Source organism: Sphingomonas fuzhouensis, from assembly GCF_034659795.1.
Lineage (GTDB): Bacteria > Pseudomonadota > Alphaproteobacteria > Sphingomonadales > Sphingomonadaceae > Sphingomonas > Sphingomonas fuzhouensis.
On the sequence record NZ_JAXSQY010000005.1, the window covers coordinates 35,833 to 50,530 of the forward strand.

The following is a 14,698-nucleotide window of genomic DNA, read 5'->3' on the forward strand; positions in this document are numbered from 1 at the left end:
GGCGGCCGCCCCCCCCCCCGCCGCCCCCCCCCCCCCCCCCGGGGGGGGGGGGGGGGGGGGCCCCCCCGCCACGGGCGATTCGGCTGGCGGAGTCGCTTGCGGCGCCCCCTCACCCCGACCCTCTCCCCGGGGGGGAGAGGGAGTGGATACTTCCTCGACGCCGGGATTTTCGGCTTCGAGCACCGCCTCTTGCGTCGCCGGGGATGCCTCCGCCGCATCGGTCTCGATCACCATCAGCGCCGATCCGATCGGCACCTGGTCGCCGACCTCACCCGCCAGTTCGACCACCGTGCCGGACACGGGCGACTCCATCTCGACGGTCGCCTTGTCGGTCATCATGTCGGCGACCGACTGGTCCTCCTCGACCCGGTCGCCGAGTTTCACGTGCCAGGCGACGATCTCGGCCTCGGAAATGCCTTCGCCGATATCGGGCAGGCGGAAGGTGAAACGAGCCATGTCAGGCGTCCTTCAGCAAGTTCTTGAGCGCCTGGCCGATGCGGACCGGGCCGGGGAAATAGGCCCATTCCAGGCTGTGCGGATAGGGCGTGTCGAAGCCGGTCACGCGCGCGATCGGCGCTTCGAGGTGATAGAAGCAGCGTTCCTGGACCAGCGCGGACAGCTCCGCACCGAAACCCGCGGTGCGTGTCGCCTCGTGCACGATCATGCAGCGGCCGGTCTTTTTGACCGACGCCTCGATCGCCTCGATGTCGAGCGGGATCAGGGTGCGCAGGTCGAGGATTTCGGCATCCACGCCCATATCGGCAACCACCGCGGCGCAGACATGGACCATCGTGCCGTAGCAGAGGATCGTCACCGCCTCGCCCGCGCGCACCGTCGCCGCCTTGCCCAGGGGTATGCGGTAATAGCCGGTCGGCACCGCGCCGCCGGGATGCTTGGACCAATTCTCCGCCGGGCGATCCCAATGGCCATTGAACGGGCCGTTATAGATGCGCTTGGGCTCGAAAAAGAGGACGGGGTCATTGTCCTCGATCGCCGCGATCAGCAGGCCCTTGGCGTCGTACGGCGTCGCCGGGATCACCGTCTTGATGCCGGAGACATGGGTGAAGATGCCCTCAGGGCTCTGGCTGTGCGTCTGCCCGCCGAAAATGCCGCCGCCGAAGGGCGAGCGCACGGTGATCGGCGCGGTGAACTCCCCCGCCGAGCGATAGCGCAACCGTGCCGCCTCGCTGACCAGCTGGTCGAGCGCGGGGTAGATATAGTCAGCGAACTGGATCTCCGGCACCGGACGCAGGCCGTATGCGCCCATGCCGACCGCGACGCCGATAATGCCACATTCGGTGATCGGCGTGTCGAAGACGCGGGTCTTGCCGTATTTCTTCTGCAAGCCCGCCGTCGCGCGGAAGACGCCGCCGAAATAGCCGACATCCTCGCCCATCACGACCACGTCCGGGTCGCGCGCCATCATCACGTCCATGGCGGAGTTGATCGCTTGGATCATGTTCATGCGGGTGGTTTCGCCCGTTTCGGGCGCGGTTTCGGTGATCAGATCGCTCATTGATGATCTTCCACCCCGGCGCAGGCCGGGGCCCAGTTACGAGACGAAAGGAGGCACGCGATGCCCTGCGGTCGCGAGGACGCGGCGACTGGACCCCGGCCTTCGCCGGGGTGGTGCCGAAAGGGGGTCACTTCCGCGCCCATGGCCGTCCGCTCGCTTCTTCCTCGTCGAGCATCTGCTGGCGCTGCTCGCGCAAATGCCAGGGCATCTCCTCGAACACGCCGTCGAACAGGCTGTCGAGCGGCTGGTGCAGACCGTGACCGAGAATACCGTTCGCCTCGGCCGCCTTCTGCGCGGCGCGGACCTCCTCGGCGACCTCGCGGTCCTGGGTCGCGTGGCGCTCCTCGTCCCATTCGCCGAGTGCGATCAGGTGATCCTTCAACCGCCGGATCGGGTCGCCCAGCGGCCAAGCGGTCGGCTCGCCCGCCGAGCGGTACTGCGTCGGATCGTCGGAGGTCGAATGGCCTTCGGTGCGATAGGTGAAATGCTCGATCAGCGTCGCGCCCTGATTGGTCCGCGCCCGCTCGGCGGCCCATAAGGTAGCGGCATAGACCGCCAGCGCGTCATTGCCGTCGACCCGAAGGCCCGCAATGCCATAGCCGATCGCGCGCGCCGCAAAGGTCGTCGCCTCCGCCCCCGCGAAGCCCGAAAAGCTGGAGATTGCCCACTGGTTGTTGACGACGTTCATGACGACCGGGGCGCGATAGACAGCGGCGAAGGTGCAGGCCGAGTGGAAGTCGCCCTCCGCCGTCGAGCCCTCGCCACACCATACGGCGGCAATGCGGGTATCGCCCTTGGCGGCCGAGGCCATCGCCCAGCCCACGGCTTGCGGATATTGCGTCGTCAGATTGCCCGAGATCGAGAAGAACCCTGCTTCCTTGGCGGAATACATGATGGGCAGTTGCTTGCCGCCCAGCCGATCCGCGCTGTTGGAATAGATCTGGTTCATCATGTCGACCAGCGACCAGTCGCGCGCGATGAGCAGCCCCTGCTGGCGGTAGGAGGGAAAGCACATGTCCTCGTAGTCCAGCGCATGGGCGGCGGCGACCGCAACCGCCTCCTCGCCCAGTGCCTTCATATAGAAGCTGGTCTTGCCCTGGCGCTGCGCGCGGAACATCCGCTCGTCGAACGCGCGGAGCAGCACCATATGGCGTAGCATCCGGCGGAGGCGATCGGGCGAGAGCTTGGGGTCCCAGGGACCGACCGCGCGGCCCTCGTCATCCAGCACGCGGACCAGCGTATAGGCAAGTTCATGAAAGCTGTCGGCAGGCGCGGCGGTGTCCGGGCGGCGCTGGGCACCGGCGGGCGGGACCTCCACCCCGGCAAAGTCGACCGCATCGCCCGGCCGGAATTTCGGCTCAGGGACATGCAGCTGCAACGGGGCCAGATTGGCGCGCGAATAGCCTTCGGGCGGCACGGCCATGCTCTCTCCTCAACGCTTCGCCCGAGTCTGCTCGGGTCGTTGCTATCTTTCAACCGACTGACATTTTATTTCAAGCGCCTTTTGCGGCGCTTCGTCCAGCGTAACGCGTCGCGTGGCGGCGTTTTTCCCGCTTTCCTCCCCTGTAAGGGGAGGGGGACCAGCGAAGCTGGTGGAGGGGTGTCACCCTATCGAGAGCGGGACACCCCTCCGTCAGGCCTGACGGCCTGACACCTCCCCTTGCAGGGGAAGAATTTTGGATCAGTTCCCCGTAATCGCCATCTCGAACGGCACGACCGGATGCGGGGCTTCGTCATAGAAATTGACCACTGGCGCATCGGCCCAGGCATAGCGGACGCGGATATCGCCGGGCTTCGCCCCCGCCAATCGCACGTCCGAGCCGTTCACCGTCGCCTCGGCATAGCGGCACGCCGATGCATCACACAGCTCGAACCCGATCGGCGCCGCCGCGCTCCACGCATGAAGCGCGCCCTGCACGCCGTTGAAGCGCAGCACCACCTCACCGCCCGCACGGGTCGCCGAGGCGATCATCGGCCCGGAGGCATTGGCGCGGTCGCCCGCCATCAGATGCTGTTCGGCGAAGACCAGCCGCTTGGCCAGTTCGTTCTTGTCGGCGGGATGGATATCGTTGCGCACGCCGATATCGATCGTCGCCGCCAGTGCGGCATGGGGATCGCGCAGCGCCGCCAGACGCTGCGTCTCGCGCAAGGCCGCCCAGGCGCTGTTTTCGATCTTGACCGGCGGCGATCCGAAATCGGCGAGCTGGACGATCAGGAAGGGCAGGTCCGGGTTCTGAAACTGCCGCCGCCAGCCGGTCATCAGCGCCGCCAGCCGATCGCTATAATCGGCGCGGCCAACATCGGACTCGCCCTGATACCAGGCGACGCCCTTCAGCCCGATCGGCCCCAGCGGCGCGATCATCCCGTTATAGAGCGTGCCCAGCCCGGCATGGCTTTCCCAGGGGCTGCGCGGATAGCTCTGGTCGTCGCGCTTGTAGACCGAGTAGCGCCAGCCGGTGCCGAGCGGGATCGGTGCACCACCGGCGGGGGTGAACTGAATCTTGTCGCCGGGCCCGAACATCCCCCCCGGGCCATAGGTGTCGCCCAGACCGATAACGATCTCGTTGCGCCCCTTCTTCAGCGCCGAGCGCGGCACGGTATAGCGTCGCCAGTCGCCCCAGCCGAAGGTCGCGCCGACGACCACGCCGTTGACCCAGACGGTATCCAACTCGTCGATCCCCGCCAGCTCGATCACCCCGTCGCCGGTCGGGGCGGTCGGGAGGTCGAAGCTCTGTCGGAACCACACCAGCCCGTTATAGTCGGCCAGCGCAGGCACGCCCCATTCCTCCCAGGGGCTGAACTTGGGCACCGGAGACCATGTCAGGCGATCGGGCGCGTTCCACGACTCCTGCCCGCGTTTCGTCCCGCTCGCCTTGCGCCACCACTCGCCCCAGCGATCCCCGAACGCGCGCAGCCCCGCCGCATGGTCGCGCGCATAGAGCGCCAGCAGGTCGGCATCGGCCGACAGGCCCGGCAGCTTGCGCGCATCGGTCCCGGCGATCCACGGCAGAATCTTGGTCCCGCCCCAGCTCGAATCGATCGCGCCCATCGGCACGTTCGCCTTGGCCGCGAGGTCCTTGACCATCAGATAGCAGGCGGCGGAAAAGTCGGCGACGCTGGCGGGTGCGGCAGCGGCCCAGACCGGGCGCTTCTCCAGCGGCTCGTCGGCGGACAGCCCGACATGATGCGCCACATCGAGCAGGCGGATGCGGTCATTGGCCGCCCCCTTGACCAGCATCTCGCCGTTCAGCGCCTGCTTGGTCGGATATTCCATGTTGGATTGGCCCGAACACAGCCAGACATCGCCGACCAGCAGGTCGTCCATCGTGTCCGCCGTGCCGCCCTTGCCCGTCGCGGTCAGGGTCAGCGGGGTCGCGGTGGCGGCCATGGCGGGCAACGTCGCGCGCCAATGCCCTTGACCATCGGCGGTCGCGGTGGCGCTACCGCTGCCCAGCGTCACGGTGACGCCCTCGCCCGCCTCGGCCGAGCCTTCAACGATGATCGGGCGGTCACGCTGAAGGACGGCATGCGCGCTCATCGGGGTCAGGATGCGCGGCCGCGCCTGCGCCATGGCGGGCCATGCCGCCGCCGTGCCCAGCAGCAACGCCAAACCCAAGCGCCGTCTGGCGCCGGACCGTGAATGCCCCATTCGCATGTCGTCCCTCTCCTACGCCCGGCACGCTCATGATTTCACGCACCCAAAGCCTGTGCGGGCAATCATATGAGAGGCCAAATGATAACGCTATCGGGAAACGGCTTTCTCGTTATTCCTCCCCTGCAAGGGGAGGTGGCACGCGCAGCGCGCCGGAGGGGTGTCTTGCTCTCGATAGGGTGACACCCCTCCGTCAGGGCTTCGCCCTGCCACCTCCCCTTGCAGGGGAGGAGTGGGAAACCTCATCCCCGAACGACAAAACCGCCTCGACCGGGAAGTGATCCGACGGATAGGTCTTGCCCCGGTGGTAGGTGTCGGTGGTGACGCTATCCGCCGTCATGCCCTTCAGGAACAGATAGTCGATCCGCCGGTCGGGCGTGCCGGTGAAGTCGTGGAAGGTCATCTCCGGACCCGCGCGCCGCGCCGCGCTGATCCGGGCATCGGTCAGCGCGTCGGCAAAGGTCCGATAGGCCGCCGTGTCGGGCCGGGCGTTCATGTCGCCCGCCAGCACCACGGGCAGCCCCTTGGCCAGCATAGGCAGCCGCGACAGCATCAGCCTGGCCGCCTTGTCCCGCGCCTCCGCATCCTCGTCGCGGTGGGCCAGATGCGTGTCGACGAACAGGAAACGATGCGGCCTGGCCTCCTTCGTCTCGAACACCGCCCAGTTCGCCATGCGCGGCAGGTCGGTGCCCCAGCTTTGGCTGCCGACGATATCGGGCGTGTCGGACAGCCAGAAATCGCCATGATCGAGCAGGGCGAGCCGGTCGGGGCGGTAGAAGATGCCCATATGCTCGTCGCCATGCCCGCCCCGCCGGTCGCGCCCGAACCAGCGATAGCCGGGCAGTGCGCGGACGATATCGTCACCCTGGCGCTGGAGCAGTTCCTGCGTCCCGATCACATCGGGCGCGGCGCGGCGGATCAGTTCGACCATCACCGGCCGCCGCACCGCCCAGCGCTCCGCCCCGTCGTCCGAGGCATAGCGGACGTTGAAGGTCATCACCTTCAGCGGCTCGGCCACCGCCCCGGTCGCAGCGAGCAGGCCCGCCGCCAGCACCACCAGGGTTCGTATCGATCGCCGCATCGCCGCCATTCCTTGCATCCTTACCACCCAAGCCCACGGCATCCCGCCGCCCCGCGCCCATGGCCGCCCAGCATGGCAGTCGCGTGACAAGAGGGCGGACCAAAATCGATCCAATTATTGATTGCGAGTTATTATCATTATCGATATTTGGCACGCCGAAATCGATTGGGGGCTCGAAATGATAACGAAGGCAATGTGGCGCATCCTGCTGCTGAGCGGGGTGGCGATGGGCCAGGCGGCGGCGGCCCAGACACTGGCCGCGCCGGTCGAGGGGGGCAGCGCCGAGGATCAGAAAGAGGTCGTCGTCACCGGCCTGCGCGATGCCAATGCCAGCATCACCGGCACCGACACGCGCCCCAATCGCTATCCGCAATCGCTGCGCGTCATCGACCGCGCGCTGATCGACCGGGTCGGTGCGACGCGGCTGGACGATATGATCGATCTGGCAGGCGGCGTCGCGCGGCAGAACGACTTTGGCGGACTGTGGGACAAATATTCGATCCGCGGCTTTGCGGGGAACGAGAATAGCGGCCCCGACATCCTCATCAACCGGTTCAACAGCAATCTCGGCTTCAACGCGCCCGTCGACGTCGCCACGGTCGAGCGGTTCGAGTTTCTGAAGGGCGCCGCCGCCGCGCTGTCGGGGCTGGGCGAGCCGGGGGGATCGCTCAACATCGTCACCAAGCAACCGACCGCCACGCCGCAGGGCGAGGTGTCGCTGAGCTATGGCAGCTGGAACCGGGTGCGGGCGACCGGCGATATCAGCGGACCGGTGTCGAGCACCCTGTCGGCCCGGCTGATCGGCGTCAGCGAGGAAGGCGACAGCTTCCGCCGCTATGTCCACACCGACCGGCTGCTCCTCGCGCCGTCGCTGTCCTTCACCCCGACTCAGGATTTGCGGTTCCTCTACCAGGCCGAGTTCATGCGCAACCGCGCGCCGATCGACCGGGGCGTCGCCGCGATCAAGGGCAATCCCCGCGCCATGGACCGCGACACCTTTCTCGGTGAGCCCGCCGACGGGCGGATGACGCAGCGGATGCTGTGGCAGCAGGGCAGCGTCTTTGCCGCGCTGTCCGACCGTGTCTCGCTGGAGGCGGGCCTGTCGAGCCGCGACGGCTTCCTGACCGGCTATGCGACCCAGGTCGATTTCGGCGCGCGCGGGGTGCAGGCCGATGGGCGGACGATCGGCCGATCGCGCCGTTTCCACGACTTCCGCTGGCAGGACCTGACCGCGCGCGTCGAGCTGACCGCCAAGGCCGACTGGCTGGGCCTGTCGCACGACATTCGCGTCGGCGTCGACCGGGTGCGGCACGGCCTGGACTTCCGCATGGACCAGGCGCGCGGGCGGCCGGGGGCGCCGATCCTGACCATCGACGCCTTCAACCCCGTCTATGGCCAGCCTTTGCCCACCCCTACGCCCTTTCAGGACCGGCATCATTCCTTCCGCAGCGAGAGCATCTATGCGCAGGACCTGATCCGCTTCGGCGACGTCACCGCGCTGATCGGCGCACGCTGGAACAGCTTCCGCGAGACGATGGTGAATTATCTGCGCGGCAATCTGGTGCTGAACACGGTCGATCGCGGCATCACCCCGCGCGCCGCGCTGACCTGGGCGGCAAGCCCGCAATTCTCGCTCTTCACCAGCTGGGGCCAGTCGTTGCGGCTCAACCCCTCGGACGGGATCAGCAGCTTCGATGCCGAGCGTAGCGATTCGACCGAGGTCGGGGCGAAATACACGCTCTTCGGCGGCGCGCTGACCGGCCAGACCGCGCTGTTCACCATGACCAAGCGCAACGTGCTGAACCCCAATGCCACCGATCCGTTCGTCAAGACGCAGATCGGGCGGCAACGGTCGCGCGGGGTGGAGACGGTCGCCGACTGGCGCCTGACCAGCGGGCTGACCGGCACCGCGACCTATACCTATACCGACGCAACGGTGCGCAACGACAAGAATGCCGCGCTGATCGGCACGATGCTGTCCAACGTCCCCAAGCATCTCGCCGCGCTGGACCTGCATCAGCGGCTGGGCGATGTGACGATCGGCGGCGGCGTGACCCATGTCGGCGCGCGCAACGGCGATCCCTATGCCACCGGCTATCGCCTGCCCGCCTATACGATCGTGCGGGCGGACGCGACCTGGGCGGTCAATCCGCGCTTCGACGTGCGGCTCGACCTCGAGAATCTGTTCGACGTCTATTATATTTCGAGCAGCTATGCCGATGTGTGGACGATGCCCGGCGCGCCGCGCAATGTCCGGGTAACGCTGCGGGGACGGTTCTGATCGGTCTTTATTCCTCCCCTGCAAGGGGAGGTGGCAGGCCGAAGGCCTGACGGAGGGGTGTCCCGCTCTTGATAGGGTGACACCCCTCCACCAGCTTCGCTGGCCCCCCTCCCCTTACAGGGGGAGGAAAGTCAGCCAAGCATTGCCCGGAGCGGTTCGGTCAGGACTTCCTCCACCGCGTCACCCCGCCGGACCAGGATACGGGCCGCCACGCGCAGCGGCGCGAGTGCGGACAGGTCGGGAAACAGCACCGCGACCGCCGTGGCCAGCGCATCGGCCAGCATCGCGGTGTCGGCGATCACATGGACGCCGATCACGCCGTTCGTCGGCGGACGGCCGGTGCGCGGGTCGAGGCCATGTTCGCCCTTGCGATAGGTGCCGCTGCCCGCCACCGCCATCTGGTGCAGCGCGACGCGCATCGGCGGCAGGGTGACACCCGGCGGGGTTTCGAGATCGACCCACCAGGGATCGCCATCGGGCCGTGTCCCCCGCCCCACCAGTTCGCCGCCCACCTCGACCAGGCAATGGCGAAAGCCGCGCGCCGCCAGTTCGTCGGCGACCATATCGGCGGCATAGCCCTTGGCGATACCCGACAGGTCGAGCGCGACGCCGCCCGCCTGCCACAGTCGCCCGCCCTTCGCATCCCAGCGCAGGCGTCGCCAGCCACCAGCCGCGCGGGCACGGTCGATCGCGACCGCATCGGGCACCGGTTGCGGCCCCTTCGGCCCATGCCCCCAGAGATCGACCAGATGCCCGATCGCCGGATCGAACGCACCGTCACTCAATGCCGCGATGCGCAAGCCGGTGTCGATCACCCGCGCAAAGTCGGGCGGCAGCATACTCCAGTTGCCCGCCGCCGAACGGTTGAAGCGCGACAGCACCGAGTCCGGCACCCAATGGCTCATCTGCGCGACCAGATCGTCCAGCCGCGCCTGCACCGCTTCGCCCACGTCCTGCGCGCCGGGCACGTCGCGGGTGGCATAGAGCAGCCGCCACATCGTCCCCATCGTCTCGCCGCCCAGCGTGACGACCGCCGCCGGATCACCGCGCGCCACGGCGTTCGGATCGATCCGGGGCGGCAGGACGATGCGCATGCTTACGGCGTCATCACTTCCAGCGTGGTGGTGTAGCTCATCCGCCGCTGGGTGGTGCGCGGTGCGGTCGGCTTGTCGTCGGTCAGCGTCGCGTTCAGCCAATACATGCCCGCTGCGGGCCAAGCATAGCTTAGTACCCCTTGCGCGTCGGTCGTCACCTCCTTGGCGCCCTCGGCATCGCGATAGCGCTTGCCGCCGGGGACGATCGTCACCTTCAGATTGGGCGCGAGCTTGCCGTCGACCAGGAAGCGGAGCTTCGCCGTCTCGCCCGCGACCAGCTCGTCCGGATGGGTGATGGGGTCGAGTTCCAGCCCCTTGCCCGTGGGTTTCAGGACGGTGCGGGTCGGCGCGCCTGCGGTCACGAAGATTTCGTTGCGCGCGGTCGCCTCGGTCAACGCCACGTCGGTCGCGCCTGCGGGGATGTCGGCGACGGTCAGCGGCGGCTGGCGCACGCCGTTCGGGCCCGGCGGCCCGCCGCGTCCACCGACGCGCTTCTCGACGCCGTCGACCTTGAAGCTGCCGATGATGCTGGAAATCTCATTGGCGATCTTCCAGGTGCCGGGCTTGTCGAGCTGCACGTCGAACACCGAGCGATAGCGCCCGGTCGAGCCGTTCTGGATGCGCCCCGGCGTGCCGTCGGGCTGCCAGACCTTCACCCACTCGATCCGGCCGGGCTGGTGGTCGGCATAGAACAGGTCGTTGGACACCGCGCTGTCTACCGTCACCCAGCTATCGGTCCCCGAAAAGATCGTGCCTGATGGCAGCAGCCACATGCGATGCGCCGAGGCGAGACCGGGTATGGCCAGCAACGTGGCGGCGGCGAACAGTTTCAGGCGATGCCTCTTCATGATGATCCTCCCTGTCAGCGCGCCGAAACAGTCACGGCGCCGAGTTCATGGCTGCCGCTCGCCCGCCCGTTCGGGTTCGGCACGGTCAGCGGCACCTGCACCAGCTCGCGCCCGCCGGTTTCGCGCGCGGCCTCGACGTTCAGGACATATTGGCCGGGCTTCAGGTCGGCGGGCAGGGGCACGGCATGGGTGCCGGGCGCGCGGGTCGCGCCGCTGATGCCGCTGGCGGGCATCGCCATGCTCCGCCCGCCTTTCCGCCACCAGGCGCGCAGGTCGGCCAGCCATTTGGTGCCCGGCTCGCCGCCGGTCTTCTTGACGTCGTACCAGATGGCGAGCGTGCGCGCCGGGCCGCCGGTCGCGGGCTCCAGCCAGACCGCGACATAGGGTTTGTGATATTCGGCGACGTTCAGCCGGGGGATGGTGACGTTCACCGTCGCGGCGCTCGCCGCCCCCGGCCATGCCACCACGCCCAGCGCGAAAACAGCGGTCGATCGCATCGCGAGATTCTCCATCAGTGCAGGAAGAAGACGGCGATCGCCGCCGGAAGCAGGAACCCCGCCGCCACCAGCGGCCAGGTCGAGGGACGGTGCCGCGCATGCATCTGGAGCAGCAGCAGCCCGGTCAGGGTGAAGACGATGCAGGCGACCGCAAAGGCGTCGATGAACCAGAACCAGGCGGCACCCGCATTGCGCCCCTTGTGCAGGTCGTTGAGGTACGAGACCCAGCCGCGATCGGTCCGCTCGGCGGTGATCGCGCCGCTCGTCCGGTCGATGCTGACCCAGGCATCGCCGCCGGGACGCGGCATGGCAACATAGACTTCGCCATCGGACCATTCGCCGGGGCGCCCGGCAGGGTTCAGGTCGACCGCACGCGTCACCGCCTCCGCCACACGCGGCGGCAGCGGTGCATCATTGGCCTTGGGCTTCGCCAGCAACGGCAGCAGGCCAGGGGCGAGCAGCCCGCTTTTCTGCACGGTCGTCGGGCTGGCCGAGATGCTGGCCGCGTGATTCAGCGTCAGGCCGGTGATCGCGAACAGCATCATGCCGACCAGTGACACCGCCGCGCTGATCCAGTGCCATGTGTGCAACTGCTTCAGCCACCAGCCGCGCCATTTTCGCTTTTTCGGTTTGGGGATAGCGGCCGCGCTCACGCGTCGGCCCAGCGGCGCAGCAGATTGTGGTACACGCCGGTCAGCTCGACCACCGAGCGATCCCCCTGCCCCTTGTCCGCGCCCACCCGCTGGACCGCGCGGTCGAGGTCGAACAGGATGCGCCGCTCGCCATCGTCGCGAACCATCGACTGAATCCACAGGAAGGAGGCCAGGCGCGTGCCCCGCGTGACCGGTTCGACCCGGTGGAGGCTGGAGGCGGGATAGAGGACCGCGCTTCCGGCGGACAGCTTCACCCGCTGCTCGCCGTACAGATCCTCGACCACCAGTTCGCCGCCGTCATAGGCGTCCGGCTCTTCGAGGAAGAGGGTCAGCGACAGGTCGGAGCGCATCCGGAAATCGCTGCCCCGCTTCAGCCGCACGGCATTGTCGACATGGACGTCGAACGCCTGGCCGCCCGCATAACGGTTGAACAGCGGCGGATAGACTTTCAGCGGCAGGGCCGCTGCCACGAACAGCGGCGAGCGGCCCAGCGCGTCGAGGACCATCCGTCCCGCCTCGACCGCCGCGCCGGAATCCTCCGGCAGTTGCGCGTTGCGCTTGGCGAGCGCTGCCTGCGGGCCGGAGGTGGCGTTGCCGTCCGCCCAGGGCCCGCCGTCGATGACGCGGCGGACCTGGGCGACCCCGGCGGGGTCGAGGATATCGGGAAGGACGATCAGCATGGACGCAGGCTAGTCCGGTCAGAAGTTGTAGAACAGGCTCAGCGTCGCCTGCCGCCGGTCGCCGGGGACCGCCCAACCGCCGGTGATGTTGCCCGTCGTCGCGTTGATGTTGTTGCGCACGCCCGTCACGTACTTCTCGTCGGTGAAGTTCTGGACGTTGAGCTGCGCGGTCCAACGCTGGGCGATGGTATAGGCCAGGAAGGCGCGGTGGATCAGATAATCGGGGACATAGAATTGCGCCCGGTTGCCCGCGACCGGGAAATTGGTCGCGAACGATCCCTGATAGGTCAGGCCGTACCCGACCTCCAGGCCGAAGGGCAGCTTGTAGGTGGTGAACAGGCTGCCCGAATGCTCGGGCGTCTGGATCAGTTGCGCGCCCGCCTGCGGATCGAGCACGCCCGCCGCCTTGTCGCGGTTGGAGATGCTCTGCAGCACCTTGCCGTCGAGATAGGTATAGTTGGCGAAGATCGTCCAGGCCGGGGTGATCGATCCCGACGCGCCCAGCGCGATGCCGTCGACCCGGCTGCGCCCGTCCAGCACCTGCAAACCGACCGGCAGCGCCGGATCGTTGGAGGGTACGCGGTAATTGGTCCGCTCGTTGCGGAAGACCGCGGCGGTCAGTTCCAGGCGGCGGCCGAACAGCCCGGCCTTCACGCCAGCCTCGTAATTCTTGGCGGTTTCGGGGGCCACGGCACAGGGGTTCGCAGCGGTCGGCGTCGACGGCACGCCGCAGCCCAGCCGGACAGTCGTTGAGGACGGCGTCTTCGCATTGCCGTACCCGGCATAGACGCTGACATTCTCGACCGGGTGGAACACCGCGCCCGCCCGCCAGGAGAAGAGCTTCTCCCGGCTGATCTGCGGCAGATAGGCGAGTTGCCCCGCATTGGCCGCCGTCAGCGGCAGGGCACGGAAATTCGCCTCCTGATATTCCCAGCGCACGCCGCCGTTCAGCTCGAAGAAGCGGTTCAGCGCCAGCGTGTCGAAGGCATAGACCGCCAGGTTGCGCGTCTCGCTGCGCGACTGGGCGGTGGTCGTGAAGTTGATCGGACCGGTATAGTTGGTGTTCGGATTGGCGATCTCGATCGCGGGCTGCGCCACCACGCTGCCATCGGCATTGCGCAGCAGGGAGCCCTGCGTGATCCGGTAATTCTCAATTGCGCCCGACATGCCGATGTTCAGGACATTGTGGAAACCGCCCTTCGCGCCTGTTTCATGGCGCAGGTCGATCTGGTCGACCAGCATCTGGTTCTGCTGATCGCGCACCAGCCCGCGCGGGCCGGAGGGGAGGTAGAAGCCCGGCTGGAGATTGGCGGGACAGGCCGCACCGATGGTTGCGCCCGGCGTCGCCGTCACCGGCTGGCGGTTGGTCGTGGCGAGGCAGAAGGTCCCCTGCGGCGCGGAGGTGACGCTATATTGCGTGACCTGTTGCCAGCGGGTCAGGTTGCGCACGCTCATATGCTCGTCGATCTGGTGGCGGAAGGTCGCGGTGAAGCGGTCAACCGTGACGTCCTGCCGGTCGAGATTGGCGATCCCGAAATAGCTGCTGCGCTTGGCCCCCGGCACGAAGCCGTCGACCAACCCGTTGTCGAACCAGGGAATGCCATAGACCGGCGTGTTGCGGTCCTCCTGATGGACATAGGCCAGCGTCAGGCTGGTCGGCCCGTCGATACCGATGGTGACCGAGGGCGCGATGCCCCAGCGCTGCATCTTCTCGACATCGCGGCCGGGCACGTCGTTGTGATGATAGGCGCCGTTCAGGCGTACCGCGACCAGGTCCGACACGCGGACATTGCTGTCGATCGCGCCGCGATAATAATTGTCGGTGCCGACCGAGCCCTGCATGATGGTCAGCGTCTCGGGCGTCGGCACCTTGGAGACGAGGTTGATCGTGCCGCCGACCGATCCCGATCCGTTGAAGACGCTGTTCGCGCCGTTATAGACCTCGACCTGTTGCAGGTTGAACGGGTCGGTGCGGCTGTACTGCGCGCTGTCGCGAACGCCGTCGATGGTGATGTCGTTGCTGGCCGAATAGCCGCGCAGGTTGATCGAGTCGCCATAGCCACCACCGCCCTCGCCCGCGCCGAAGGTGATGCCCGGCAGCGTCTGGAGCACGTCGCGCAGCGTCTGGAGATTCTGTTTCCGGATGGTCTGTTCGCTGACCACGGTGATCGTCTGCGGCGTGTCGAGCAGCGCGGCGGTCGCCTTGGGGCTTTCCAGGATCGCGGCACCGGCAGCACGCTGGCCGGTGACGACCACATCGCGCTGGCCGGTCGAGTCCTGCGCCCGTGCGGGCGGGGTCGTCTCTGCCGCCGCGACATGCGGCGCGGTCGCCAGAAAGCCGACGCACGACAAGGCGATGAACGAATGTGACATGATGATTTCCCTCTTTGAGAGGG

12 protein-coding genes are annotated in these 14,698 nt (G+C 67.6%); 1 reads left to right on the forward strand and 11 read right to left on the reverse strand.

Translation table 11 applies throughout. The annotated features are described in order from the left end of the window. The 5 genes from U1H82_RS11760 to U1H82_RS11780 all read right to left on the reverse strand — a co-directional run. The coding region (locus U1H82_RS11760; protein ID WP_322965129.1) for a biotin/lipoyl-containing protein at positions 1–456 on the reverse strand (456 nt) is incomplete at its 3' end. Position 457: 1 nt separating this feature from the next. Then, complete coding sequence (locus tag U1H82_RS11765; RefSeq protein WP_322965392.1) at positions 458–1,465, reverse strand: alpha-ketoacid dehydrogenase subunit beta; 1,008 nt, start codon at positions 1,463–1,465, stop codon at positions 458–460. Between the two features lie 178 nt (positions 1,466–1,643). Next, the gene (locus U1H82_RS11770; RefSeq protein ID WP_322965130.1) at positions 1,644–2,939 is read right to left on the reverse strand and encodes a 3-methyl-2-oxobutanoate dehydrogenase (2-methylpropanoyl-transferring) subunit alpha; all 1,296 of its coding nucleotides are present in this window, start codon (positions 2,937–2,939) and stop codon (positions 1,644–1,646) included. A gap of 258 nt (positions 2,940–3,197) precedes the next feature. Next, complete coding sequence (locus tag U1H82_RS11775) at positions 3,198–5,126, reverse strand: sialate O-acetylesterase (RefSeq protein ID WP_322965131.1); 1,929 nt, start codon at positions 5,124–5,126, stop codon at positions 3,198–3,200. Positions 5,127–5,361: 235 nt separating this feature from the next. Then, positions 5,362–6,249 carry an endonuclease/exonuclease/phosphatase family protein gene (locus tag U1H82_RS11780; protein WP_322965132.1) on the reverse strand — a complete coding sequence of 296 codons (888 nt, stop codon included), beginning with the start codon at positions 6,247–6,249 and terminating at the stop codon, positions 5,362–5,364. Positions 6,250–6,427: 178 nt separating this feature from the next. Here U1H82_RS11780 and U1H82_RS11785 point away from each other — a divergent pair, with 178 nt between their 5' ends. Further along, positions 6,428–8,530, forward strand: a complete 2,103-nt coding sequence (locus U1H82_RS11785) for a TonB-dependent siderophore receptor (protein ID WP_322965133.1) — start codon at positions 6,428–6,430, stop codon at positions 8,528–8,530. Positions 8,531–8,661: 131 nt separating this feature from the next. On the opposite strand, the gene U1H82_RS11790 is transcribed toward U1H82_RS11785, so the two are convergent. Genes U1H82_RS11790 through U1H82_RS11815 form a run of 6 tightly spaced genes read right to left on the reverse strand, consistent with a single transcriptional unit; the run spans position 8,662 to position 14,675 of the window. Then, positions 8,662–9,624: an FAD:protein FMN transferase gene (locus U1H82_RS11790; protein ID WP_322965134.1), complete on the reverse strand. Its 963-nt coding sequence runs from the start codon at positions 9,622–9,624 to the stop codon at positions 8,662–8,664. A gap of 2 nt (positions 9,625–9,626) precedes the next feature. Beyond that, the gene (locus U1H82_RS11795) at positions 9,627–10,472 is read right to left on the reverse strand and encodes a DUF4198 domain-containing protein (RefSeq protein ID WP_322965135.1); all 846 of its coding nucleotides are present in this window, start codon (positions 10,470–10,472) and stop codon (positions 9,627–9,629) included. Positions 10,473–10,486: 14 nt separating this feature from the next. Beyond that, the gene (locus tag U1H82_RS11800; protein WP_322965136.1) at positions 10,487–10,969 is read right to left on the reverse strand and encodes a DUF2271 domain-containing protein; all 483 of its coding nucleotides are present in this window, start codon (positions 10,967–10,969) and stop codon (positions 10,487–10,489) included. 14 nt (positions 10,970–10,983) lie between these two features. Next, entirely contained in the window at positions 10,984–11,622 is a 639-nt protein-coding gene (locus U1H82_RS11805) for a PepSY-associated TM helix domain-containing protein (RefSeq protein ID WP_322965137.1), read from the reverse strand. Further along, positions 11,619–12,302: a Fe2+-dependent dioxygenase gene (locus tag U1H82_RS11810; RefSeq protein ID WP_322965138.1), complete on the reverse strand. Its 684-nt coding sequence runs from the start codon at positions 12,300–12,302 to the stop codon at positions 11,619–11,621. The genes U1H82_RS11805 and U1H82_RS11810 overlap by 4 nt, the downstream gene beginning before the upstream one ends. A gap of 18 nt (positions 12,303–12,320) precedes the next feature. Next, positions 12,321–14,675 carry a TonB-dependent receptor gene (locus U1H82_RS11815; RefSeq protein ID WP_322965139.1) on the reverse strand — a complete coding sequence of 785 codons (2,355 nt, stop codon included), beginning with the start codon at positions 14,673–14,675 and terminating at the stop codon, positions 12,321–12,323. Between the last annotated feature and the right edge of the window lie 23 nt (positions 14,676–14,698).